Origin of the sequence: Staphylococcus delphini (genome assembly GCF_900636325.1) — a bacterium.
Lineage (GTDB): Bacteria > Bacillota > Bacilli > Staphylococcales > Staphylococcaceae > Staphylococcus > Staphylococcus delphini.
In genome coordinates this window covers 2241948-2265784 of sequence record NZ_LR134263.1, presented here as the reverse complement: position 1 = coordinate 2265784, position 23837 = coordinate 2241948, and the positions used below count along the sequence as shown (strand labels likewise).

Annotated in this window: 23 protein-coding genes, 1 tRNA gene and 1 other RNA gene; 18 read left to right on the top strand and 7 right to left on the bottom strand. The window is 37.2% G+C overall.

What is annotated here, in order from left to right; genetic code table 11:
- The gene (locus tag EL101_RS10655) at nucleotides 1–996 is read left to right on the top strand and encodes a gluconeogenesis factor YvcK family protein (RefSeq protein ID WP_096542267.1); all 996 of its coding nucleotides are present in this window, start codon (nucleotides 1–3) and stop codon (nucleotides 994–996) included.
- Between the two features lie 46 nt (nucleotides 997–1042).
- On the top strand, nucleotides 1043–1987 hold the full coding sequence (gene whiA / locus EL101_RS10650) for a DNA-binding protein WhiA (protein WP_096596468.1): 945 nt from the start codon (nucleotides 1043–1045) through the stop codon (nucleotides 1985–1987).
- A gap of 199 nt (nucleotides 1988–2186) precedes the next feature.
- On the opposite strand, the gene EL101_RS10645 is transcribed toward whiA, so the two are convergent.
- A tRNA-Arg gene (locus tag EL101_RS10645) sits at nucleotides 2187–2258 on the bottom strand.
- A gap of 151 nt (nucleotides 2259–2409) precedes the next feature.
- Between EL101_RS10645 and clpP the strand changes: the two genes are divergently transcribed.
- Both clpP and EL101_RS10635 read left to right on the top strand, forming a co-directional pair.
- Nucleotides 2410–2997, top strand: coding sequence for an ATP-dependent Clp endopeptidase proteolytic subunit ClpP (gene clpP / locus EL101_RS10640; RefSeq protein ID WP_014614489.1), 588 nt, complete (start codon nucleotides 2410–2412; stop codon nucleotides 2995–2997).
- A gap of 95 nt (nucleotides 2998–3092) precedes the next feature.
- On the top strand, nucleotides 3093–3590 hold the full coding sequence (locus tag EL101_RS10635) for a GNAT family N-acetyltransferase (RefSeq protein WP_096588864.1): 498 nt from the start codon (nucleotides 3093–3095) through the stop codon (nucleotides 3588–3590).
- Nucleotides 3591–3703: 113 nt separating this feature from the next.
- Here EL101_RS10635 and EL101_RS10630 read toward each other — a convergent pair whose 3' ends face one another.
- Nucleotides 3704–4606 carry a TIGR01777 family oxidoreductase gene (locus EL101_RS10630; RefSeq protein WP_096596469.1) on the bottom strand — a complete coding sequence of 301 codons (903 nt, stop codon included), beginning with the start codon at nucleotides 4604–4606 and terminating at the stop codon, nucleotides 3704–3706.
- 812 nt (nucleotides 4607–5418) lie between these two features.
- On the opposite strand from EL101_RS10630, the gene EL101_RS10625 reads away from it, so the two are divergent.
- Entirely contained in the window at nucleotides 5419–6102 is a 684-nt protein-coding gene (locus EL101_RS10625; protein WP_096596470.1) for a DUF4887 domain-containing protein, read from the top strand.
- A gap of 95 nt (nucleotides 6103–6197) precedes the next feature.
- Here EL101_RS10625 and EL101_RS10620 read toward each other — a convergent pair whose 3' ends face one another.
- Complete coding sequence (locus tag EL101_RS10620) at nucleotides 6198–6428, bottom strand: hypothetical protein (protein ID WP_096596471.1); 231 nt, start codon at nucleotides 6426–6428, stop codon at nucleotides 6198–6200.
- Nucleotides 6429–6729: 301 nt separating this feature from the next.
- On the opposite strand from EL101_RS10620, the gene EL101_RS10615 reads away from it, so the two are divergent.
- The 13 genes from EL101_RS10615 (at nucleotide 6730) to EL101_RS10555 (ending at nucleotide 20527) form a co-directional block, all read left to right on the top strand.
- Nucleotides 6730–7767 (top strand): sugar-binding transcriptional regulator, encoded by a 1038-nt coding sequence (locus tag EL101_RS10615; protein ID WP_096596472.1) that lies wholly within the window; start codon nucleotides 6730–6732, stop codon nucleotides 7765–7767.
- 62 nt (nucleotides 7768–7829) lie between these two features.
- Nucleotides 7830–8837 (top strand): type I glyceraldehyde-3-phosphate dehydrogenase, encoded by a 1008-nt coding sequence (gene gap / locus EL101_RS10610; protein WP_096542255.1) that lies wholly within the window; start codon nucleotides 7830–7832, stop codon nucleotides 8835–8837.
- 131 nt (nucleotides 8838–8968) lie between these two features.
- Nucleotides 8969–10159 (top strand): phosphoglycerate kinase, encoded by a 1191-nt coding sequence (locus tag EL101_RS13580; RefSeq protein ID WP_096596473.1) that lies wholly within the window; start codon nucleotides 8969–8971, stop codon nucleotides 10157–10159.
- Between the two features lie 45 nt (nucleotides 10160–10204).
- The gene (tpiA, locus tag EL101_RS13575) at nucleotides 10205–10966 is read left to right on the top strand and encodes a triose-phosphate isomerase (RefSeq protein WP_096596474.1); all 762 of its coding nucleotides are present in this window, start codon (nucleotides 10205–10207) and stop codon (nucleotides 10964–10966) included.
- 2 nt (nucleotides 10967–10968) lie between these two features.
- Nucleotides 10969–12486, top strand: coding sequence for a 2,3-bisphosphoglycerate-independent phosphoglycerate mutase (gpmI, locus tag EL101_RS10595; protein ID WP_096596475.1), 1518 nt, complete (start codon nucleotides 10969–10971; stop codon nucleotides 12484–12486).
- A gap of 127 nt (nucleotides 12487–12613) precedes the next feature.
- Complete coding sequence (gene eno / locus EL101_RS10590) at nucleotides 12614–13918, top strand: surface-displayed alpha-enolase (RefSeq protein WP_014614479.1); 1305 nt, start codon at nucleotides 12614–12616, stop codon at nucleotides 13916–13918.
- A 520-nt stretch (nucleotides 13919–14438) separates the two neighbouring features.
- Entirely contained in the window at nucleotides 14439–14906 is a 468-nt protein-coding gene (locus EL101_RS10585) for a hypothetical protein (RefSeq protein ID WP_096596476.1), read from the top strand.
- A 68-nt stretch (nucleotides 14907–14974) separates the two neighbouring features.
- Nucleotides 14975–15208: a preprotein translocase subunit SecG gene (secG, locus tag EL101_RS10580; RefSeq protein ID WP_014614477.1), complete on the top strand. Its 234-nt coding sequence runs from the start codon at nucleotides 14975–14977 to the stop codon at nucleotides 15206–15208.
- A gap of 98 nt (nucleotides 15209–15306) precedes the next feature.
- Entirely contained in the window at nucleotides 15307–16047 is a 741-nt protein-coding gene (locus EL101_RS10575) for an alpha/beta hydrolase (RefSeq protein ID WP_096596477.1), read from the top strand.
- A 54-nt stretch (nucleotides 16048–16101) separates the two neighbouring features.
- Nucleotides 16102–18459, top strand: coding sequence for a ribonuclease R (gene rnr / locus EL101_RS10570; RefSeq protein ID WP_096596478.1), 2358 nt, complete (start codon nucleotides 16102–16104; stop codon nucleotides 18457–18459).
- A gap of 15 nt (nucleotides 18460–18474) precedes the next feature.
- Nucleotides 18475–18939: an SsrA-binding protein SmpB gene (gene smpB, locus EL101_RS10565; RefSeq protein ID WP_014614474.1), complete on the top strand. Its 465-nt coding sequence runs from the start codon at nucleotides 18475–18477 to the stop codon at nucleotides 18937–18939.
- 73 nt (nucleotides 18940–19012) lie between these two features.
- Nucleotides 19013–19372, top strand: a transfer-messenger RNA (tmRNA) gene (ssrA, locus tag EL101_RS10560).
- Nucleotides 19373–19687: 315 nt separating this feature from the next.
- Complete coding sequence (locus tag EL101_RS10555; protein WP_096596479.1) at nucleotides 19688–20527, top strand: exotoxin beta-grasp domain-containing protein; 840 nt, start codon at nucleotides 19688–19690, stop codon at nucleotides 20525–20527.
- A gap of 147 nt (nucleotides 20528–20674) precedes the next feature.
- Here EL101_RS10555 and EL101_RS10550 read toward each other — a convergent pair whose 3' ends face one another.
- The 4 genes from EL101_RS10550 to EL101_RS10535 form a co-directional block, all read right to left on the bottom strand.
- Complete coding sequence (locus EL101_RS10550; protein ID WP_096542241.1) at nucleotides 20675–21466, bottom strand: DUF1828 domain-containing protein; 792 nt, start codon at nucleotides 21464–21466, stop codon at nucleotides 20675–20677.
- A gap of 4 nt (nucleotides 21467–21470) precedes the next feature.
- Complete coding sequence (locus EL101_RS10545) at nucleotides 21471–21944, bottom strand: DUF6978 family protein (protein WP_096596480.1); 474 nt, start codon at nucleotides 21942–21944, stop codon at nucleotides 21471–21473.
- A gap of 314 nt (nucleotides 21945–22258) precedes the next feature.
- Entirely contained in the window at nucleotides 22259–23035 is a 777-nt protein-coding gene (locus tag EL101_RS10540; protein ID WP_096596481.1) for a DUF1828 domain-containing protein, read from the bottom strand.
- Between the two features lie 31 nt (nucleotides 23036–23066).
- Nucleotides 23067–23408, bottom strand: a complete 342-nt coding sequence (locus tag EL101_RS10535; RefSeq protein WP_373364896.1) for a DUF6978 family protein — start codon at nucleotides 23406–23408, stop codon at nucleotides 23067–23069.
- Nucleotides 23409–23837 lie beyond the last annotated feature (429 nt).

The following is a 23837-nucleotide window of genomic DNA, read 5'->3' as shown; positions in this document are numbered from 1 at the left end:
ATGAAACAACTTAAATTAGTACTGATTGGTGGAGGTACTGGTTTATCCGTTTTGGCAAGAGGATTAAAAACTTTTCCAATAGATATTACAGCAATTGTGACAGTAGCAGATGACGGTGGCAGCACGGGGAAAATAAGAGATGAGATGGATATTCCGGCACCAGGAGATGTACGTAACGTATTGGCTGCTTTAAGTGATGTAGAACCGACACTTGAGCAACTGTTTCAATATCGATTTAAAGAAGATCAAATTAGCGGTCACTCACTGGGAAACCTGTTGATTGCGGCTTTAACGAATATTACTCATGATTTCGGTCATGCTGTGAAAGAACTAAGTAAAATTTTAAATATTAAAGGCCGTGTTATACCGTCGACGATTTCGAGTGTCTCTTTGAATGCAGAAATGGAAGATGGCGAAATTGTTACAGGGGAGTCTAATATTCCAAGAAAACAAAAGAAGATTAAGCGTGTGTTTTTAGAGCCGGCAGATGTGCAACCGATGGACGAAGCGATTGAAGCATTGCGTGAAGCGGATTTGATTGTGTTAGGTCCAGGCTCGTTATACACGAGTGTGATTTCAAACTTGTGTGTCAAAGGCATTGCCAATGCGATAGTCGAAAGTGACGCGAAAAAATTATATGTTTCTAACATTATGACGCAACCGGGCGAAACAGATCATTACACAGTCATGGATCATATCGATGCCATTCATCAACAACTCGGTGATCATGTGCTTGATTTTGTGATTGCGAATCAACTAGAATTTTCACCTCAGATTATTGAAAAATATGAATCAAAGGGCGCAAAGCCTGTGTATTATGATAAGGATGAATTGAATCAACTCGGTGTGCAGCTCGTGACAGGACAGCATCTTGTAGAAGTTTCAGAGCATGATTATGTGCGCCATCGTACAGAAGTTTTGGCAGAAATGATTTATGAAATTGCCTTACAAGAAATTAGTACGATTCAGTTTGACCCAGATCAATTCAAATCCTAATTGTAGCCATTTTGAACCATAGCAAATAGAAAGGGAAAGATTCATTATGAGCTTTGCATCTGAAATGAAAAATGAACTGACACGAATTGAAGTTGACCATGCGAATGCTAAGGCAGAACTGAGCGCACTGATTCGAATGAACGGGGCCTTGAGTCTGTCTAATCAACAATTTGTGATTAATATCCAAACGGAAAATGCAACGACGGCGCGACGTATTTATTCACTGATTAAATTTGTGTTTAAAGTTGAAGTTGAAATATTAGTGCGCAAAAAAATGAAGTTGAAGAAAAACAATATTTATATTTGTCGAATAAAAATGAAGACGAAGGAAATTTTGGATGAACTTGGGATTTTGAAAAACGGCATGTTCAGCCATGATATCGCTCCTGAAATGGTGAAAGATGACGAAATGAGACGGAGTTACTTACGTGGCGCATTTTTAGCAGGTGGCTCCGTGAACAATCCAGAAACGTCTTCATATCATTTAGAAATTTTCTCGCTCTATGAAGGTCATTCAACTGGTTTGACACAATTGATGAATACGTATGAGTTAAATGCAAAAAGTTTAGAACGTAAAAAGGGATGGATTACATATCTCAAAGAAGCTGAACGCATTGCTGAATTTTTAAGTTTGATAGGTGGTTATCAAGCGTTATTAAAGTTTGAAGATGTGAGAATTGTCCGAGATATGCGAAATTCAGTTAATCGTCTCGTTAATTGTGAGACGGCAAATTTGAATAAGACAGTCAGTGCGGCCATGAAACAAGTGGAAAGTATTCAATTGATTGATCAAGAAATCGGCATTGATAATTTGCCAGATCGACTAAGAGAAGTTGCGAGATTACGTATTGAGCACCAAGATGTCTCGCTAAAAGAATTAGGTGAAATGGTGAGCACCGGTACCATTTCCAAATCAGGCATTAACCATCGTTTGAGAAAACTGAATGAAATGGCTGATAAAATTAGAAGTGGAGAACCATTTGAAGTGTAAAAGCCATATTTATCTCATCATAACCATCATCAACAACGTAAAAGTTACAATAACGACTTAATCGGGAATAGATGAATGAAAGTCCATAAAAAGGCCGTGAAATGTTCGTCATCCAGCGCGCTATTGACTATTAAAACAAAAAGAACCCCGCCGTTATGGGATTCTTAATTTTAAAAAGTGTGTTATTGAATGGTATGAACCCCCTCGAGAGGAATCGAACCTCTATCGTAAGAACCGGAATCTTATGTGTTATCCATTACACTACGAGGGGTTAATTGCGTAAGTCTATTCACCATTGTACCTTTCGGGCATGCGAGGGTCAACTCCTAACACAAATATGTCTAAGAGTGCGTTGTTTTTGACCATTTTTGACTTTTGCGTTAGAATAAACATAAATTAAACAATTTAGGAGGAATCACCAAATGAATTTAATTCCTACAGTTATTGAAACGACAAACCGCGGTGAACGCGCATACGATATTTATTCACGTTTATTGAAAGACCGTATCATCATGTTAGGTTCAGCGATTGATGATAACGTAGCAAACTCAATCGTATCACAATTGTTATTCTTACAAGCACAAGACGCGGAGAAAGATATTTATTTATATATTAATTCACCTGGTGGTAGTGTGACAGCTGGTTTTGCGATTTACGATACAATTCAACATATTAAACCAGATGTACAAACAATTTGTATCGGTATGGCAGCATCTATGGGATCATTCTTATTAGCTGCAGGTGCAAAAGGTAAACGTTTCGCATTACCAAACGCAGAAGTGATGATTCACCAACCCCTTGGCGGTGCACAAGGTCAAGCGACTGAAATCGAAATCGCAGCGAAACACATTTTAAGAACACGTGAAAGATTAAATAAAATTTTATCAGAACGTACAGGTCAACCTATTGAAAAAATCGAAAAAGATACAGACCGTGACAACTTCTTAACTGCACAAGAAGCGAAAGAATACGGTTTAATCGATGAAGTAATGGAGCCTGAAAAAGCTTAATAAAGTGATGCGATAAGTGAGGGGTGAGACAATAGTTTCATCCCTCTTTCCTATATTGGGAGGATTTGAAAGTGTGTATTCAGGGAGGAATGACGATGAAGCAACATGTTAGACGAGCGACACTTAATGATTTAGAAGCAATTATGACAATTTATAATCACGCCATTTTGCATACTACAGCAGTTTATACATACGAACCCACAAATATTGAAGAACGACGCCAATGGCTAGCACAAAAGGAACGTGATGGCTATCCTGTTTTTGTTTATGAAAATGAAGGGACAGTGTTAGGTTTTGCGACTTATGGCCCTTTTAGAAATTGGCCCGCCTATCAATTTACCATTGAGCATTCCATCTATGTTAGCCCCGATGCAAGAAGACAAGGTGTGGCGTCTCAGTTATTAACGGTGGTGATTGAAGATGCAACGGCGAATGGTTATCAAACGATTGTGGCTGGCATTGATGATAGCAATGAAGGAAGTTTGAAATTGCATGAAAAAATGGGCTTCAACAATATAGGCACATTGGAAAAGGTCGGCTATAAATTTGAACGTTGGCTCAATCTTGCATTCTATCAAAAGCAGTTAAAATAAGATGAAAATTGAACGTTGGGCTGTTAAAAGTGATTATAGACCACTAAAAAGATGACTCTGAGTGTAAAAAAGGTTGTAAAATCAACAACAACTCGAGTCATCTATAGTGGTTTTTATTTTGAATATAAATCCTTTAAAGCTGACGGCAAGGTTGGAAAGTCGAATTGAAAGCCTAAGTCTGATATTTTTTGTGGCACCATGTATTGTGTATCGAGTATGAGCGTCGACATTTTACCGAGCACAAGACGTAGCATCAATGCAGGCATCCAAGTGTAATGTGGTCGATGCATGACGCTTCCTAAAACTTTGCCGAATTGATGCTGTGTTTCGGGTGCTGGTGCTGATAAATTATAAGGTCCTGAAGCTTTGGGAGACTGAATGAGAAATTGAATGGCACATACTAAATCTGATAAATGAATCCATGAGTACCATTGACGGCCATTCCCCACACGTCCACCGACAAAGAAACGATAAGGCATTGCCATCATGGGTAGTGCGCCACCGTCACGAGATAGAATCAGTCCAAAACGTCCGCAGATGACACGTGTGCCAAGTTGTTCAAACAGTGTCGCTTGTCTTTCCCACTGATACACGATTTCTGATAATAAATCGTGCGGTGTCGTTTGATATGATTCAGTGTACACAGCGGTTTCTGATGGTGGATAATATCCCATAGCACTGGCATTAAATAGCACATCTGGTTTTCTCTCACGTTGTTTAAATAAGTCAAACAGCGCACTTGTCGCTTGAATACGACTGGTCATCATAAGCTGCTGATGCTGAGGTGTCCAACGTTTGTTCAATGTAGCGCCTGCTAAATTAATGACAATGTCAATGTGCGGGACTTCTTCTTCCCAACCGTCCTTGCTCCAATTTATATAATGTACATGTTGTTGTTGCGAGGTTTTATCACTTCTTGTCAGGATATAAATCATCGCTTCATTAGAACGTGTAAGTTGTTCAACTAAAGCACGTCCCACCATACCAGTGCCACCTGTAATTAAATAGCGTTTCATAGGCTTCACTCCTTTACTTTATGTGCGTTCATAGTATTGTCAATAAATGGTCATCAATTCTTCACTAACGATGTCTTAAATCTGTTTATTTTTTCACAAAGTACGTTATAATAGAGATACCTTCGATAATTAATACATCTCTTAATTAAATTCAGTATACCCCTTAAATATATACGACGAAGGTATTTTTGACTCCCTTTAGTAGAGATCTGGATGATGCAGCATTCAGATCTCTTTATTTTTGTTAGGGCATCGTTATCGTCTTCGTTGATAGCTTCAAAGTGCCTCATAAAAATGACCCGTGTAAGATAATTATTTATTTTTACGTTGACGGTCATTCATTTTTTGATTGATGAACTTACCAATGACACGATAAACGATGAAACGAATGAGCATATTAACAATTCTTTTCATTTTAACTCTCCTTTACATCTGTCGTAGTACATACATTCCTTTATTTTTACAAATTAAACTTAAGGACGTGTCAGACTTAACTAGAATTAGAAACCTGTATTAAAAAAAGCTTTTCGCATGAATGATTTCAAGAGATATAAACGGGTAAATAATAAGATGAATAGTAAAAAGTTAAATGGTTCTATTTCATGGCTATGTCCGGCGTGATAGATAGAAAGAGAGAGGCGATCATGTGACAATCAGATGATCGTGACGTTTACATTCATTGAAATTCCAGTATACTAAAAGCTAACGCATTTTATTAATTACAATAAAATGCGTGCGTTAAGTTTTGAATTCACAATGAAATATGATTGAATAAAATATATTGTCATCAATTTATAAAGAGAGGGAATGCAATGTCAGCACCAAAACCAAATGAGCAAGGTAACCGCAATGTGAAACCGAATAAAAAAAAGAGACGTTTACTCGGCTTTTTAAGTGTCGTCGTCATACTATTATTGCTCGGGGGCCTCGTCTTTGCCATTTTTTCATTTGTCGATCAATCGCATAGAGGGAATGAACGTCTAAAAGAGAAGTCAATTGAGGAACAAAAGGAAAAGCGTGACGCAGAAATTAAAAAAGAGAGAGAACGAAAAGAACGTGAAGCTCGAGAAAAAGAACGAAGCATTGAAGCGGCTCAAGCTGAACAAGAGCGATCTATTGAAGCCGCACGTCAAGCAGAAATAGAAGCTGAACGTCAAGCGCAACTCGAGTGGCAACGTCAACAACAGCAACAACAACAAAGAGAAAAAGCAGCAGAAGCTCGAAAATCGAAGGAAAAAACGGATGACGAGAAAGACGACAGCGATAGTGAAGCAACAGAAGAGGAATCTGAAACAAAAGAGGAACGTACAACGGAAGAGGCCACGACCGAAGAATCGAAAACGACACAACCTAAACCTTCAACCGAGCAGCGTTCATCTCAAGAAGCGCAAACAGGTCAATCGCAGTCTAACGAGCGTCCAACAACTGATAGAAGTATTGCACCAAAACAGAGCTCAGAAACACCTTCCAAACCGCGCAATAGTGACGAGTCATAACGTATCGTAATTATAAACAAAATGAATAGGGCAAAAAAGGGCTGTTGAGACATGTAAATCTCAGCAGCTCTTTTTTATTAATGATGCATATCCATTTAGAAAATGAGGTTAAGAAGCAATGTTAAGAGTATCGATATAATAATAGAGAAAAGACAGCCAGGCAAACATCCTACAGGGGTACAACCGATTGTGCGCACATATGTCCGTTGAAATGGTCCTGTATCGTTTTGGAATGTATCATCTTGGCGACGGTTAATTTCATCAGGATGTCGATAGCGTGGGTCGGATGGCTCAATGACTTCGGGTTGATCAGATTGTTTAGACATAGTTTCACCTCTTTCTTTCAATGTAAATTATCTTGTCAATGATTGCAATGAATGGCGTATCGATGTTTAGTTTTAGTGAAAAATGTGAATTATAACAGCACATCAGTAATTATGTTGTGCATTGGTGGTCGTTATTTGTCCAACGTTTATAAAAATCGGGATGCTTTTTGACTTGCATTTGTTGTGCACAAATAGTATGATGAATTTGTAAACATGATCAGTATTTAGTGTATTTGGGACTAAAAATGTCACGGCATGGCTTGAATATGGCCATCTTGTCACTATTAAGGAGGCCTTTATCATGGAACGTATGATTCATGTTCAACAAAAAATTGTGCCTGACTTGATAGACAAAATGCGTCGACGTTTTTCTATTCTAACAACGATTCAAAAGTATCAACCGGTTGGGCGGCGGACTTTAAGTGAGTTGCTTAACCTCACTGAGCGTGTGCTACGTTCAGAAACAGATTTATTGAAACAACAAGAATTGATATCTGTAAAATCAACAGGTATGACATTGACTTCTCAAGGTTTAGATGTTGTCTCACAGCTGAATGCATATTTCGATCAGTATACGGACTATCATCACCTTGCACAATCCATCAAATCGACATATCAACTTGATGAAGTTCATGTGATTCCTGGTGATAGTGATAAAGATTCAAACGTTAAAGTAGAATTAGGTCGCATCGCTGGACAGCTTCTTGAAAAGCAACTGTATGACCATGCTATTGTGTCAGTAACAGGTGGCTCTACTATGGCATCGGTAAGTGACGCAATGTCGCATTTGCCTTTCCAAGTACTCTTTGTGCCGGCACGTGGCGGTCTCGGTCAAAATGTCATCTTTCAAGCGAACACAATTTGTTCTCATATGGCTCAAAGGACTGGCGGCAGTTACACAACGTTATATGTGCCTGAACAAGTGAGTGAATTGACCTATCAAAATTTAATGAACGAACCTTCAGTGATTCAAACGCTCGATAAAATACGTGAATCACAGTTTACAATACACGGCATTGGTGATGCGCTGAAAATGGCGAAGAGAAGACAATCGTCACCAGAAGTCATAGAAAAACTTCAACATCATTTTGCTGTGGGTGAAGCGTTTGGTTATTATTTTGATCAACAAGGCCAAATTATTCACAGAGTTAAAACGATTGGTATTCAACTAGAAGAAGCGCAATCAAAAGCACATATTTTTGCTGTCGCTGGCGGAGAATCCAAAGGGCTTGCGATTAAAGCTTATCTTAAGATGGCGACACCTAATACGGTGTTGATTACAGATGAAGCTGCGGCAAAAGTAATCACAAGGGAAAAATTTGTTGAAAATAAAAAGTGAGTGAATTGTTTAAGTATTGAATTGATCCACTTTTTAAATATCATTTAAAGGAGGCCATTAACATGGCAGTAAAAGTAGCAATTAACGGATTTGGTAGAATTGGTCGTTTAGCATTTAGAAGAATTCAAGATGTGGAAAATATCGACGTTGTAGCAGTAAACGATTTAACAGACGACGATATGCTTGCACACTTATTAAAATATGACTCAACACAAGGTCGTTTTACTGAAGAAGTAGAAGTAATTGACGGTGGTTTCCGTGTAAATGGTAAAGAAGTGAAATCATTCTCTGAACCAGAACCTAAAAACTTACCATGGGGCGAGTTAGACATCGACGTGGTATTAGAATGTACTGGTTTCTTCACTGATAAAGAAAAAGCTGAAGCACACATCGAAGCAGGCGCGAAAAAAGTATTAATTTCTGCACCAGCTAAAGGTGACCTTAAAACAGTTGTATATAACGTTAACCACGAAATTTTAGATGGTACTGAAACAGTTGTTTCTGGTGCTTCATGTACAACAAACTCATTAGCACCTGTTGCAAAAACTTTACAAGACAACTTCGGTATCGTTGAAGGTTTAATGACAACAATTCACGCTTACACTGGTGACCAAAACACATTAGACGCACCTCACAGAAAAGGTGACAAACGTCGTGCGCGTGCAGCTGCTGAAAACATCATCCCTAACTCAACTGGTGCTGCGAAAGCAATCGGTTTAGTTATTCCTGAAATCGATGGTAAATTAGACGGTGGTGCACAACGTGTTCCTGTAGCAACAGGTTCATTAACTGAATTAACTGTAGTATTAGAAAAAGAAGTTTCTGTTGAAGAAGTTAACAAAGTCATGAAAGAAGCAACTAACGAATCATTCGGTTACACTGAAGACGAAATCGTTTCTTCAGACGTTGTTGGTATGACTTTCGGTGCTTTATTCGACGCAACTCAAACACGTGTAATGACTGTTGGCGACCGTCAATTAGTTAAAGTTGCATCTTGGTACGACAATGAAATGTCATACACTGCTCAATTAGTTCGTACTTTAGAATATTTAGCAAGCCAATCTAAATAATATAGATTAAAATAGGTTTGTAAGTACTTAAATATGTGCTTCTAACTATTTTGTAGCTGATAGTAGGCGGGGGAGCACAAACGCTTCTCCGCTTATTTTAAAATTGAGAGCGATAACAAGGAGGATGCTTTATGGCAAAAAAGGATGTCACAAATGTTGAATTAAAGGATAAGGTTGTTCTTGTACGTGCGGATTTCAATGTTCCTATGAAAGACGGCGAAATCACGAACGACAACCGTATCGTTCAAGCATTGCCAACTTTAAAGTACATCATTGAGCAAGGTGGGAAAGTGGTCGTATTCTCACACTTAGGTAAAGTGAAAGAAGAAAGTGATAAAGAGAAACTTTCACTAGCACCTGTTGCAAAACGTTTATCAGAAAAATTAGGTCAAGATGTCCAATTTATTCCTGAAACACGTGGCGAAAAATTAGAGTCTGCAATCCAAGCATTAAATTCAGGTGATGTGTTGATGTTTGAAAATACACGTTTTGAAGATGTTGACGGTAAGAAAGAATCTAAAAATGACAGTGAATTAGGTCGTTACTGGGCATCACTTGGCGATATTTTTGTTAATGATGCATTCGGTACAGCCCACCGTGAACACGCGTCAAACGTTGGTATTTCAACACATTTAGAAACAGTTGCTGGATTTTTAATGGAAAAAGAAATTAAATTTATCGGCGGCGTTGTTGAAAATCCAAACAAACCGGTTGTTGCTATCCTTGGTGGTGCGAAAGTTTCTGATAAAATCGGTGTTATCGAAAACCTATTAAACATTGCTGACAAAGTGCTGATCGGTGGCGGTATGGCCTACACATTCTTAAAAGCACAAGGCAAAGAGATCGGTCTTTCATTACTTGAAGCAGATAAAATTGACTTCGCGAAAGATTTATTAGAACGTGCAAGCGATCAAATCGTATTACCAGTTGATGCAAAAGTTGCGAAAGAATTCTCAAACGATGCACAAATTACAACCGTTTCTATCGACGACATTCCTGAAGACCAAGAAGCAATGGATATTGGTCCTGAGACAGTTGCACTTTTCAAAGAACAATTAAAAGGTGCGCATACAGTGGTATGGAATGGACCAATGGGTGTGTTTGAATTCAGTAATTTTGCACAAGGTACAATTGGTGTTTGTGAGGCGATTGCTGAACTGCAAGATGCGACAACAATTATCGGTGGTGGCGATTCTGCAGCAGCGGCAATGCAACTTGGCTTTGAAGATGACTTCACGCACATTTCTACAGGTGGCGGCGCGTCATTAGAATACTTAGAAGGTAAAGAATTACCAGGCATTAAAGCAATTTCAAATCTATAAGTCTAGATATGAGATTTGATTGAACAATAGAGGGAGTGTTTAATAGTGAGAAAACCAATCATCGCAGGTAACTGGAAAATGAACAAAACTGTACAAGAAGCAAGAGATTTTGTACAAGCGTTACCAGCATTACCAGATACAAATGAAGTTGAGGCAGTGATTTGTGCGCCTACCATTCAACTTGATGCACTGATTTCATTAACAAAAGACAATGTTGCGCCAGGTCTTAAAATTGGTGCGCAAAACACTTATTTTGAAGATAGTGGTGCGTTCACAGGGGAAACATCTCCAGTCGCATTAGAAGCATTAGGTGTAAGCTACGTTGTTATCGGTCACTCTGAACGTCGTGACTTATTCCACGAAACAGATGAAGATATTAACAAAAAAGCACATGCAGTATTTAACCACAACATGACACCAATCATTTGTGTGGGTGAATCAGATGAAGAACGTGAAAGTGGTCAAGCGAACGAAATCGTTGAAGCACAAGTAGAAAAAGCATTAAAAGGTTTATCAGATGAACAAATTAAACAAGTTGTTATCGCATACGAACCCATTTGGGCGATTGGTACAGGTAAATCTTCAACAGCGAAAGATGCGAACGAAATGTGTGCAGCAGTTCGTCAAAAAATCGCGAAATTAACAAGTGATGAAGTGGCACAAGCGACACGTATTCAATACGGCGGTAGTGTTAAACCAGGCAATATTAAAGAATATATGGCTGAAACTGATATTGATGGCGCATTAGTTGGTGGCGCATCACTTAAAGTAGAAGATTATACTCAATTGTTAGAAGGTGCAAAATAATTATGGCAAAAAAACCTACAGCGCTGATTATTCTTGATGGGTTTGCGAATCGAGAAGAAGTACACGGTAATGCTGTTAAACAAGCGCATAAACCAAACTTTGATCGCTACTATGAGAAGTATCCTACGACTCAAATTGAAGCAAGTGGTTTAGATGTGGGACTTCCTGAAGGACAAATGGGGAATTCAGAAGTGGGCCATATGAACATTGGTGCTGGACGTATTGTGTACCAAAGCTTAACTCGTATCAATAAATCTATTGAAGATGGCGACTTTTTCGATAATGACGTCTTAAACAAAGCGATGGACCATGCATTAAACAATCATAGTGCATTACACATCTTTGGTTTGCTTTCTGATGGTGGCGTACACAGTCATTACAAACATTTATTCGCGTTGTTAGAATTAGCGAAACGTAAAAACTTAACAAAAGTTTATGTCCACGCATTTTTAGATGGTCGTGACGTTGATCAAAAATCAGCTTTAAAATATATCGACGAAACAGAAGAGAAATTTAAAGCATTAGGTGTAGGTCAATTTGCATCTGTATCAGGACGTTACTATGCAATGGACCGTGATAAACGTTGGGATCGCGAACAAAAAGCGTACGATGCGATTCGCGGATTCAGTGATGTGAAGTACGCATCAGCGCGTGAAGGTGTTCAAGCAAACTACGACAACAATTTAACTGATGAATTTGTTGAACCGTTTGTAGTTGAAAATCAAAACAATGGTGTGAACGATGGCGATGCTGTCATTTTCTACAACTTCAGACCAGACCGTGCTGGCCAGATGTCTGAAATCTTTACGAGCAAAGCATTCGACGGTTTTGAAGTTGAGCGCGTGAATGATTTATTCTATGCGACATTTACAAAATACAATGATCAAGTCGATTCAGCAGTTGTATTTGAAAAAGTAGACTTGAAAAATACAATTGGTGAAGTGGCACAAGACAATGGTTTAGTTCAATTACGTATTGCTGAAACTGAAAAATATCCACACGTGACATATTTTATGAACGGTGGACAAAATGAAGAGTTCGAAGGTGAACGTCGTATTTTAATTAATTCGCCTAAAGTTGCAACGTATGACTTAAAACCTGAAATGAGTGCTTACGAAGTGCGTGATGCATTACTTGAAGAGTTGGATAAAGGCGAGTTAGACTTGATTATCCTTAACTTTGCCAACCCTGACATGGTAGGCCACAGTGGAATGTTAGAGCCAACGATCAAAGCGATTGAGGCTGTAGATGAATGTTTAGGTGACGTTGTTGATAAAATCTTAGACATGGACGGACAAGCGATTATTACGGCCGACCATGGTAACTCAGATGAAGTATTAACAGATGACGATCAACCGATGACAACACATACGACTAACCCAGTGCCTGTCATTGTCACAAAAGAAGGCGTCACATTACGTGAAACAGGCCGTCTTGGCGATTTAGCACCAACGTTACTTGATTTATTGAACATCAAACAACCTGAAGATATGACGGGTGAATCATTAATTCAACATTAAATTATTTGAGAAACACAGATGAATCGCTATAATAGCATTAAGTAGTCAAATATAAAACGGAATAAAGTATGTTCAAACCATATTGAATATATATTTATAAATTGATTGAAAAAGGAGATTTAACATTATGCCAATTATTACTGATGTATACGCTCGCGAAGTATTAGACTCACGCGGTAACCCTACAGTTGAGGTAGAAGTATTAACAGAAAGTGGTGCGTTCGGTCGCGCATTAGTGCCATCAGGTGCATCAACTGGTGAACACGAAGCAGTAGAATTACGTGACGGCGATGCGGATCGTTACTTAGGTAAAGGTGTAGAAAAAGCAGTTGAAAATGTAAACGAAATTATTGCACCTGAATTAATCGAAGGCGAGTTCTCAGTATTAGAACAAGTTTCAATCGATAAAATGATGATTCAATTAGATGGTACTGCAAACAAAGGTAAATTAGGTGCCAATGCGATTTTAGGTGTTTCTATTGCAGTTGCGCGTGCAGCAGCAGACTTCTTAGGACAACCTTTATACAAATATTTAGGTGGATTCAATGCAACAGTATTACCAACACCGATGATGAACATTGTTAATGGTGGTTCTCACTCAGACGCACCAATCGCATTCCAAGAGTTCATGATTTTACCAGTGGGTGCTGAGTCATTCAAAGAAGCTTTACGTTGGGGTGCTGAAGTCTTCCACGCATTAGCTAAAATCTTGAAAAAACGTGGCTTAGTGACTGCAGTAGGTGATGAAGGTGGATTCGCGCCTAAATTCGAAGGAACTGAAGATGGCGTAGAAACAATTCTTGAAGCCATCAAAGCAGCTGGTTTAGAGCCAGGTAAAGACGTATTCTTAGGTTTTGACTGTGCATCATCTGAGTTCTATGAAAACGGTGTGTATGACTACACTAAATTCGAAGGTGAAAATGCAGCGAAATTAACTGCTGAAGAGCAAGTAGACTACTTAGAACAACTTGTTAACAAATACCCAATCATCACAATTGAAGATGGTATGGACGAAAACGACTGGGAAGGTTGGAAGTTATTAACTGAACGTATCGGTGACCGTGTTCAATTAGTAGGTGACGACTTATTCGTAACAAACACTGAAATTTTATCTAAAGGTATCGAACAAGGTATCGGTAACTCCATCTTAATCAAAGTCAACCAAATCGGTACTTTAACAGAAACATTTGAAGCAATCGAAATGGCACAAAAAGCAGGTTACACTGCAGTCGTATCACACCGTTCAGGTGAAACAGAAGATACAACAATTGCGGACATCGCTGTTGCAACAAATGCTGGACAAATCAAAACAGGTTCATTATCACGTACAGACCGTATTGCGAAATACAACCAATTGTTACGTATTGAAGATGACCTTTACGAAACAGCTAAATATGAAGGCTTAAAATCATTCTACAACTTAAGCAAATAAGTAGATGATACAAGTAAGAGAGGTTAGGACATCACGTTCTAACCTCTTTTGTTGATTAATTTTTGATAGGTAGAGGACGAGTCATATTTTTGGTGGACGTTGCCCCTCTTTCCTTTTTGAACATACTTTCCACGCAAGATTTCGAAATAAAGCAAGCTCATCCTATCAAATTTTGTGTTCTTTAATAAGTGTTTGTATCCACTCACGCCACCGCATCGTTATTTTTTATTATCTTATTCACTTACTTTAAATTGGAATGATAGTTTTGTATTTTTAGGTAGGGATATGTTTTGTAAGGAGTTTTTGAAACGCAAATTCATCAAGACAATCTTAAGGTAACAAAATGTTCGAATCGGAAAAAGCGTAGAGGTTTGTATCGATTATGACAGTCACCTTATCAAAATTTATTATCCTTTTAATGATTCGTTTATTATGTTGAAACTGGTGTATTTAACATTCGTTTTCTTTCATCGTTTTAAACTGTTATAATAGTTTTAAATGATGAAGAAGGAGAAAGGAAATGCCACAAATTCAAGACACGGAATTACGTGCCCAACATACAGGGAAATTACTCGCTTATCTCTCATTTCTCTTCGCCGTTTGCTTAGTCATCCATCAAGTCATGATTGTGGATGGTCAAGTGGTGACGTACATGCTTGAACATTCAGGTAATAAAGCGACAGAGAATAGTATTAACGCCATCAACAATAGCTTGCGTTACATTGGTATTCTCTACATACTTGCTAATGCAGCAGGGGTGGTCGCATTAAAAAACCAACATCCTTATTTATGGTGGTTTATGTTAGCGGTGTTCATTTCACAAATTTTCAACGCGTTACTCAATCCACCGATTCTTTACACAGCGATTTTTTATGTGAAAGGTTTCTTCGGTTTAATCCCATATGCGGTAGTAATCATTGGATCGCTTATACTGGCAGTGATGATGATTCGGGTGAGTGTCAAGCGCAAGTCCACGTTTAATCGATAAAGCTTGTTGTGAATCGATTAAATATATGATAAAATAGCTTTCGTATATGATGAATGGAGGACAGTCTGATGCATAGTTTTTTCGTAGTATTACTCATTATTGACTGTATCGCGCTCATCACTGTTGTTTTATTGCAAGAAGGTAAAAGCAATGGCTTATCAGGTGCCATTAGTGGTGGTGCTGAACAATTATTTGGTAAACAAAAACAACGTGGTGTAGATTTATTTTTGCATAGATTGACAATTGTACTTTCGATTATTTTCTTTGTATTAATGTTAGGTATCAGTTACTTTAATATGTAAAGTCCGGCCGTTGAAAAGTCGGACTTTTTTGTTTGTGTACACTGTGTCAAACCGATAAAATAGAGTGTATGAGTTATTGAAAGGACGAGAGTTTACCGATGAAGATTCAATTACCGAAACCTTTCTTTTTTGAGGAAGGGAAACGTGCAGTATTATTATTACACGGTTTTACTGGCAACAGTTCAGATGTCAGACAATTAGGGCGCTTTTTACAGAAAAAAGGGTACACGTCTTATGCACCTCATTATGAAGGGCATGCGGCGCCACCTGAAGAAATTTTACAATCGAGTCCCCACGTATGGTATAAAGATGTGCTCGATGGTTATGAATTTTTAGTGGAACACGGTTATGACGAAATCGCTGTCGCTGGTTTATCACTAGGTGGTGTTTTTGCATTGAAACTAAGCTTAAACCGAACAATAAAGGGTATTGTAACGATGTGCTCACCAATGTACATTAAAACTGAAGGGACAATGTATGAAGGTGTGCTAGATTATGCCCGTCAATTTAAAAAATATGAAGGTAAAGATGACGAAACGATTGAGCGCGAAATGGCAGCGTTTCACCCGACTGACACGTTGAGAGAGTTACAAGGAACGATTCAAGAAGTGCGCGACAGTGTGGATGAAGTGATTGATCCTATATTAGTGATACAAGCTGAACAAGACGAAATGATTAATCCAAATTCTGCTAACGTCATTTTTGATGAAGTGATGTCGGACGAAAAACGAATTTCTTGGTATAAAAAATCGGGTCACGTCATTACGATTGATAAAGAAAAAGAAGCAGTATTTGAAGATGTTTATCAATTTTTAGAGTCATTAGATTGGTCTGAATAAATAGCCGATAACACATCTATTTTAACTATTTTATAAAAAGAAAGGAGGAGCAAAATGAATTTAAAAGAAGAGATTATCGCAATCATTAAGAGTGCAGATTATGAACCTATGTCTGTATCTGACTTCCAAGATGCATTAGGACTGAGTAGTGCGGATTCATTTCGTGACCTTATAAAGATTTTGGTAGAGTTAGAACAAACAGGAATGGTGACGCGTACGAAACAAGACCGTTATCAAAAACAACAACAGAAAACAAATTCAGGTTTAGTAAGAGGGACGTTAAGTCAAAATAAAAAGGGATTTGCCTTTTTACGTCCAGATGATCAAGAAATGGAAGACATCTTTATTCCGCCGACTAAAATCAACCGTGCAATGGATGGCGACGTCGTATTAGTTGAAGTGAAGAAGTCGCGCGGTGATTTTCGTAAAGGCAAGTTCGAAGGTGAAGTGAAGGCGATTGAATCCCATTCGATTAAACAAGTTGTCGGTACATTTTCTGAAGCGCGTCATTTCGGTTTCGTGGTGCCAGATGATAAACGCATTATGCAAGATATTTTCGTGCCAAAAGGTCAAGAACTCGGTGCGGTAGAAGGTCATAAAGTGTTAGTGCAAATTACGCAATACTCAGATGGTACGAACAGTCCAGAGGGGCAAATTTCAGCAATTTTAGGCCATAAAAATGATCCGGGTGTTGATATTTTATCGATCATTTACCAACACGGCATTGAAATTGAGTTTCCTGATGATGTATTGAAAGAAGCGGAAGACGTACCTGAAACGATTCAACCCGATGAACTTAAAGGGCGTCGTGATTTAAGAGATGACCTGACGATTACAATCGATGGGGCAGATGCGAAAGATTTAGATGATGCCATTGCTGTGAAAAAGTTAGACAATGGCAACACCGAATTGACGGTTAGCATTGCGGACGTGAGCTATTATGTCACAGAAGATTCAGCGTTAGACCGTGAAGCATATGATCGTGCGACAAGTGTCTATTTAGTCGACCGTGTCATTCCGATGATTCCGCACCGATTGAGTAACGGGATTTGTTCGTTAAATCCTGAAGTCGACCGTTTAGCGATGAGTTGTCGTATGGAAATTGATGCTCAAGGTCAAGTGGTCAAACACGAAATCTTTGAAAGTGTGATTCATTCTAACGCACGTATGACTTATGACGCGGTAAATCGGATCATTACAGACAAAGATGCAGCGACAAGAGCACAATATCCAGAAATCGTGCCTATGTTAGATTTAGCACAGACGTTATCACAACAATTGATTGCGATGCGTAAAAAACGTGGCGAAATCGACTTTGACATTAAAGAAGCGAAAGTGATCGTGAATGAGGAAGGGATTCCAAAAGAAGTCGTGACACGAGAGCGCGGTGAAGGTGAACGTTTAATCGAATCATTTATGTTGATTGCGAACGAAACAGTGGCAGAACATTTCAATAAAATGGAAGTGCCATTCATTTACCGTATTCACGAGCAGCCGAAATCAGAACGTCTCCGTCAGTTCTTTGATTTTATTACGAACTTTGGCATTATGGTCAAAGGGACAGGCGAAGATATTCATCCAAGTACACTTCAAAACATTAACGAAGAAATTGCTGGGCGTCCGGAAGATATGGTCATTTCAACAATGATGTTACGTTCGATGCAACAAGCACGTTATGACGCCGATAACTTAGGCCATTTCGGTTTAGCGGCAGATTATTATACGCATTTCACATCACCGATTCGTCGTTATCCAGACTTGATTGTTCATCGTTTAGTGCGTAAATATTTAATCGAAAAGTCAATGGATGGCCGTGCAATGCATGAATGGGAAGAAAAGCTCCCGCAAATCGCTGAGCATACGTCCAATCGTGAGCGTCGTGCGATTGATGCAGAACGTGATACAGATGAACTGAAAAAGGCAGAGTTCATGATTCAACATATTGGAGATGAATTTGAAGGTGTCATTAGTTCTGTCGCGAATTTTGGTATGTTTGTAGAATTGCCAAACACGATTGAAGGTATGGTTAACATGCAAAATATGTCTGATGACTATTACCATTTTGATGAGCGACAAATGGCATTGATTGGTGAACGAAAAGCGAAAGTTTACCGCATTGGTGATGTCGTAAAAGTTAAAGTCATTCATGTTGATGTGGATGAACGTCAAATCGATTTCCAAATTGTAGGCATGCCAATTGATGTGAGCTCGAAACGTGAAAGAGACCCACGTGGTAAAACGATTCAAGCGAAAACAAAAGGCAATCAATTTGAGAAAACTGATAAAAAGAAAAAGCGTCAATCACGTAAAGGTAAAAATGCGAGACAACGTGACAAATCAGGTAATACACAGCATAAACCATTTTATAAAGGTAAAAAAGTAAAGAAAAAAGCACGTAAAAAGAAAAAATAACTCGAGGTGAAACCAATGCCAAAAAAATCAGGAAAAGGCACATTAGCAGAAAATCGTAAAGCGCGCCATGACTATAACATCGAGGACACGATTGAAGCGGGCATTGCGTTACAAGGGACTGAAATTAAGTCGATTCGTCGTGGGAGTGCCAATTTGAAAGATAGTTATGCACAAGTGAAACATGGCGAAATCTTCTTGCATAATATGCATATTGCGCCTTATGAAGAGGGCAACCGATTTAATCATGATCCGCTACGTGTACGTAAACTGTTACTACACAAACGCGAGATTTTGAAATTAGGCGAGCGTACACGTGAGATTGGTTATTCGATCATTCCGCTTAAATTGTATTTGAAACACGGCAATTGTAAAGTATTATTAGGCGTTGCACGCGGTAAGAAAAAATATGATAAGCGCCAATCATTAAAAGAAAAAGCGGTCAAACGTGATATGGACCGTGCGATGAAACAAAAATATTAAGAATTTGCGAAGTATGTCAATTTTTGATATGATATAATGTGCTTTCATATCACGGAAGCACATTGAATACTATGGGGACGTTTATGGATTCGACAGGGGTCCCCCGAGCTCATGAAGCGTGTCGGAGGGTTGTCTTCGTTACCAACACATCAGTTTATAATAACTGGCAAAACTAACAATAACTTCGCAGTAGCTGCCTAAGCGCACTCTGCATCACCTAACAGCATCGCCTATGTGCTGTTAACGTGATTCAACTTGAGTAGGATACGCGCGTCACTGCCGTTTGAAGTCTGACGTGAAGAGATGAATCAAACTAGCATCATGTTGGCTGTCTATCGCCTTGCATGATGTGAATTTCAACGATAGACTACACACGTAGAAACATTTGTATCAGGACCTTTGGACGCGGGTTCAAATCCCGCCGTCTCCACTACATATAAAGCTAGAACCTTGTCATAACAGGGTTTTTGAAAAGCAAGTGTCAATAAAGTGTCAAGAGTATATTTCTCTGGCTTTGTGACCTTGCTTTTTTGTTTTGAATGAAAGTTATCATTTTGTGAACATGACCAATGATGGATAAACCTAAGAGTCATGTCAATGTCGCAGGCGTCAAACAGGACGAGTGTAAGGCGCTTACATGTATGATTTTTTATAATCACAACTTGAGCAGGCGATTGTTTATATAATTTAATTATTATATTATAAGTATATATAGCTATTCTTGGGTTTTTGAATGGAGGAGAAAAGTATGAACAAGAAACGATTGCTCTCAAGTATATTTGGAATTATTGTAGGCTTACTCGTACTTTCAATGTCTGATGCTTTAGCGGATAATTCGGCAGATCCAACACCAGAACAACTACATAAATCAAGCGAATTCACTGGTGTAATGTGGAATTTAGAATATTTATATAAAGAGCATGGTATATCCGCAAGTAATGTAAAATCTTTTGATAGCCTTTTGAGTCACGATTTGATTTTTAATATAAAAGGAGAGCAAACACAAGACAGTTATGAAGTAAAAACAGAATTGATGAACAAAGAATTAGCTGAAAAATATAGAAATCGGCAAGTAGACCTTTATGGCACAAATTATTATGTGAATTGTTACTTCTCTCAAAAAGGAAAGCAAGATAATAATAAAACTTGTATGTATGGTGGTATAACAAACTATCAAGGCAATCACTTTGATAATGATGCGTCACAAAATATTGTAGTAAACGTTTTTGAAGACAAGAAGAATAGCCTTTCCTTTCAAATTCAAACCGATAAGAAACAAGTCACTGCACAAGAACTTGATATAAAGACTAGAAACTTTCTAATTAGTAAACTAAACTTATATGAATACAATAGCTCTCCTTTTGAAACGGGTTATATTAAGTTCACTGAAAAGGATGGCAGTTCGTTTTGGTATGATATGATGCCGCCACCAGGTAATGCATTTGATCAAGCTAAATATTTATTGATATACAATGATAATAAGACTGTTGAGTCTAAAAGTGTAAAAATTGAAGTGTATTTAACTAAAAAAGAAAGATCATTTAAACATGACAAGATAGAACGTGAAGTTGAACCATCGCATCACTGAAATATTTGTACGATGGTTAGGGTTTAAAAGCAGGCATTTCGGTGCTTGTTTTTTATTTTGCTAAAACTGACAATGTGAGTATGATGGAACACTGATGTATTCAAAATCACAAAAAACAAAAAGGGTACGATGATGTACATGTACCCTTTATACATTGCTGAACCTTTGTACTAAACGTTCTTTATGATGGAATGACAAGACGCTCACATTATATTGAGATAGCATGGTTGCCACAGCGTCACTGATATCATCTTCGTTATCAGTAATGATGTTGAGTCTAGCATTAGCATCAAACGTTTGATTTCTATACGCTTCGACATCATCCCAATCAAAAAGTGCGTTTTTAGCAGTATTTATATTAATATTTTTTATCGCTTTAACATATTCAGTGGTTTGGCCAGGAAATACAGCGTCAAAATGATGAGTCAATTTAGATTTGCCTTCTATTTTAAACTCTGGAAAAATATTGGGATAAAGATTGCGATTTTTTAAAAAATAATGTATAACTTCATCTTTAAACATGGATCTTATATTTTCTTTTTTCAAAATAGCGAGGTGGCTGATTTCGGATAAAGTTAAAATATAATCATGTATCGCTTGAGGTAAGTTTTTTCTATTTGTATACAGCGATAATGTATCGTTTTCTAAAAATAAACCGTGACTGTCCATAATATTTTTCAGGAGTTGATACTTTTTTTGTTGTTTATGCCGCATTAAATCTATACCGAATTCCTCCATATTCCACAATGTTTCACCATGGTCTGTTAATTTATAGTGGCTTCCAGTAAATGATATGTTTACAGAAATAGAATCTCCAAAAAAATCAACAACAGGGGAATAAAATTCGATTGACTCATTTTCTAATGGTAGAAACTTAGATTCGTTTTTTAAATAGTTGAAATATTCTTCACTAATAGATTTAATTTCATTTTTAAACATTGTATCACCACCTTAAAAATAGATTCGTTTCAACGTTAATATTATCATTGTGTCGTGTTTTTGTATATTCTAGTAGTGCAAACAACTGGTTAACAAAATCTGAATTATCTTCAAAAATTTTATAAGGAAGCGCATAAGCTCTCATGTAAGTAGAACCGTCATTTTTTCTTAAACATTCTTCCTCAGAAAAGATATTGATTCTGTTTCCTCTGATTATTTCGTTATTTGAATTTTTATGAAATCCATTATTTAAGTTTATTCTTATGAGACAAATATTGAATTCTGTCTCTCTAAAATTTAATGAGACTTTTCCTGGTCTAACGAAATAGCTTAATACAAAGGATTTTTCTGAATTGGTGGCTGTAATATTTATGGTTCCCTTACATTTTTCCTCCAATTGAATATTATATTGCGTTAAAATCTCTTTACACAAAACTAATAATTTTTGAACATCATTATCAGTTAATTTTATATCCATTGTAAATCTCCTTTTTAAATTTTTTAAACTTTAGAACTTGTGTTGAGTTGTTTTAAATGTTTTTTCTTTAACGATTCTCGATGAAAATTGTCATATCGTTGGGATACAAAGATTTTAAAATGAAATTTATAAATGGTATGAGTTAAGAGTAGATAATTGAAAAGGACTAAAAAGGAACAGAGAAATAAGGTTCAATTTAATATTTAAAAAGCACCTAAGAATTTGAGAGTAATAATTAGGTGCTTCTTATTTTTTTGTTGTAATTAATAGTGTTGAATTGGAGTTGTTTCAACTTTGAATCTGTTGTTATTACGTTACTGTGTCAAAATGGCTTTTATCCTATCTTTATCTGACCAATGTAATATTGAAAGATGTTCATGCTCTGCTGCTTGACGAGCTTTAGCTGTAATCGGATGCTCAATGTCATTTGCGACGATGAACATTTGAGGAGCTAATCCGCTTCTACTAGGTCTATTATGTTTAACATCTCTGTACATAAAAGCATCAGTCGTCACTTTATTAAAATCTAGATGGTTTGCAAAATTGATAAGTTTTTCAGGTTTTGATTTTGTTTCCGGTAAAATGAAATCAATAAAATATTTGATTCCTGATTCTCCTGAAACTGAAACTTTTGTAGAACCTAGAATTTCTTCGTTGTATAAAAAATCGAATACTTCTTCATAAAAGAGTCGTGACACATTTGACTTTGTCGTTAATGTTAAATCATATATTTTTAAAATCCCTTGTATCAAGTTATGTTTTGACTGAGCGAAACTATTATTTTTGACATTAGTGACAATTTCTTCTCCATCTAAAACGAGGTTAAATTGGTTTAACACATTTTGAATGAGTCTACTTCTGGCTTTTGTATGAATATCAATACCTGCGAGCTCAAGTTCATTCATTGTTAAACTGTCGTCAGATAATCGAATGTCGTTATTGGGTAATACATCAAGATATATTCTAATATAATCATTTAATGGATTGATAAACGGTGTTGTTATTTCTGTTGAATCTTCTAATTCTTTGTATTTGTAATTTTGTTTCATCCATTTAAAATATTCATTCATTTTTTGTTCAATGCTCTCCATATGCAATTCACTCCTTTCTGCTTTAAAGTGATTATGGCTTGATGATGATATTGTCTTTTTTTATTTTAGTATAATCCATAAAAAAATCTAGAGCATCTATCATCTCGTTAATCAGTTCAATATTTTGTATGTCGTGTAATGGTATAGCAATAGTACCGTTTTTATATTCATCCGTCATGATATGGAGGTGTGGCGTAGGTATTCGATTAAAGTTTGGAGGATTGGCATGATCACTTCCATTAACGTCAAATCGTATCATAGTGCTATTTTGATTCATACTGTATAGCATTATAGTAAGGTTATCGGGATTTTTATGACCTCTTTTATTTATAATTAATTTAAATCTTTCAGCGTCATCTATAATATGAATCAAATGGTGCTGAATTTGCTCTCCAACACTGGGTAAGTTGACAATATTTTTTCGAAGACCTTTATTTTACGCATTAATTGTTCGTATATTTCTTTTTCCATAGGCATCCGCCTTTATTAATGTTTCATTGTGATTTGCTGATATCGGACGGATTAGATTGAAAATGGTAGGTGAAAATTGTCATATCGTTGGGATACAAAGATTTTAAAATGTAGTCAATCAAAAGCTTGAGTTCAAGGTAGGTGGATTGAACGGAGGTTGAGATAACTGGAATATTTACATCAATATTATATTGTGCTTCTTATATTTGCAAGTCTCAATTTGAGGGATTGAATTGCGCTTGAAATGATTTTAAGTCAGCCAAAATCCAAGGCGCAATAGGACTAAATAACGCTCTTTTTTGCATGAAAGATGGAGGATATATCCGAAGTC

Excerpts from the sequence above, each read along its gene's own strand:
- EL101_RS10615 (WP_096596472.1), top strand. The coding sequence starts at position 6,730 with ATGGAACGTATGATTCATGTTCAACAAAAAATTGTGCCTGACTTGATA.
- gap (WP_096542255.1), top strand. The coding sequence starts at position 7,830 with ATGGCAGTAAAAGTAGCAATTAACGGATTTGGTAGAATTGGTCGTTTA.
- EL101_RS10540 (WP_096596481.1), bottom strand. The coding sequence starts at position 23,035 with ATGGAGAGCATTGAACAAAAAATGAATGAATATTTTAAATGGATGAAA.
- EL101_RS10655 (WP_096542267.1), top strand. The coding sequence starts at position 1 with ATGAAACAACTTAAATTAGTACTGATTGGTGGAGGTACTGGTTTATCC.
- smpB (WP_014614474.1), top strand. The coding sequence starts at position 18,475 with ATGCCAAAAAAATCAGGAAAAGGCACATTAGCAGAAAATCGTAAAGCG.
- EL101_RS13580 (WP_096596473.1), top strand. The coding sequence starts at position 8,969 with ATGGCAAAAAAGGATGTCACAAATGTTGAATTAAAGGATAAGGTTGTT.
- clpP (WP_014614489.1), top strand. The coding sequence starts at position 2,410 with ATGAATTTAATTCCTACAGTTATTGAAACGACAAACCGCGGTGAACGC.
- EL101_RS10635 (WP_096588864.1), top strand. The coding sequence starts at position 3,093 with ATGAAGCAACATGTTAGACGAGCGACACTTAATGATTTAGAAGCAATT.
- EL101_RS10550 (WP_096542241.1), bottom strand. The coding sequence starts at position 21,466 with ATGTTTAAAAATGAAATTAAATCTATTAGTGAAGAATATTTCAACTAT.
- secG (WP_014614477.1), top strand. The coding sequence starts at position 14,975 with ATGCATAGTTTTTTCGTAGTATTACTCATTATTGACTGTATCGCGCTC.
- rnr (WP_096596478.1), top strand. The coding sequence starts at position 16,102 with ATGAATTTAAAAGAAGAGATTATCGCAATCATTAAGAGTGCAGATTAT.
- whiA (WP_096596468.1), top strand. The coding sequence starts at position 1,043 with ATGAGCTTTGCATCTGAAATGAAAAATGAACTGACACGAATTGAAGTT.
- EL101_RS10630 (WP_096596469.1), bottom strand. The coding sequence starts at position 4,606 with ATGAAACGCTATTTAATTACAGGTGGCACTGGTATGGTGGGACGTGCT.
- EL101_RS10555 (WP_096596479.1), top strand. The coding sequence starts at position 19,688 with ATGAACAAGAAACGATTGCTCTCAAGTATATTTGGAATTATTGTAGGC.
- EL101_RS10620 (WP_096596471.1), bottom strand. The coding sequence starts at position 6,428 with ATGTCTAAACAATCTGATCAACCCGAAGTCATTGAGCCATCCGACCCA.
- EL101_RS10625 (WP_096596470.1), top strand. The coding sequence starts at position 5,419 with ATGTCAGCACCAAAACCAAATGAGCAAGGTAACCGCAATGTGAAACCG.
- gpmI (WP_096596475.1), top strand. The coding sequence starts at position 10,969 with ATGGCAAAAAAACCTACAGCGCTGATTATTCTTGATGGGTTTGCGAAT.
- EL101_RS10575 (WP_096596477.1), top strand. The coding sequence starts at position 15,307 with ATGAAGATTCAATTACCGAAACCTTTCTTTTTTGAGGAAGGGAAACGT.
- EL101_RS10585 (WP_096596476.1), top strand. The coding sequence starts at position 14,439 with ATGCCACAAATTCAAGACACGGAATTACGTGCCCAACATACAGGGAAA.
- EL101_RS10545 (WP_096596480.1), bottom strand. The coding sequence starts at position 21,944 with ATGGATATAAAATTAACTGATAATGATGTTCAAAAATTATTAGTTTTG.
- eno (WP_014614479.1), top strand. The coding sequence starts at position 12,614 with ATGCCAATTATTACTGATGTATACGCTCGCGAAGTATTAGACTCACGC.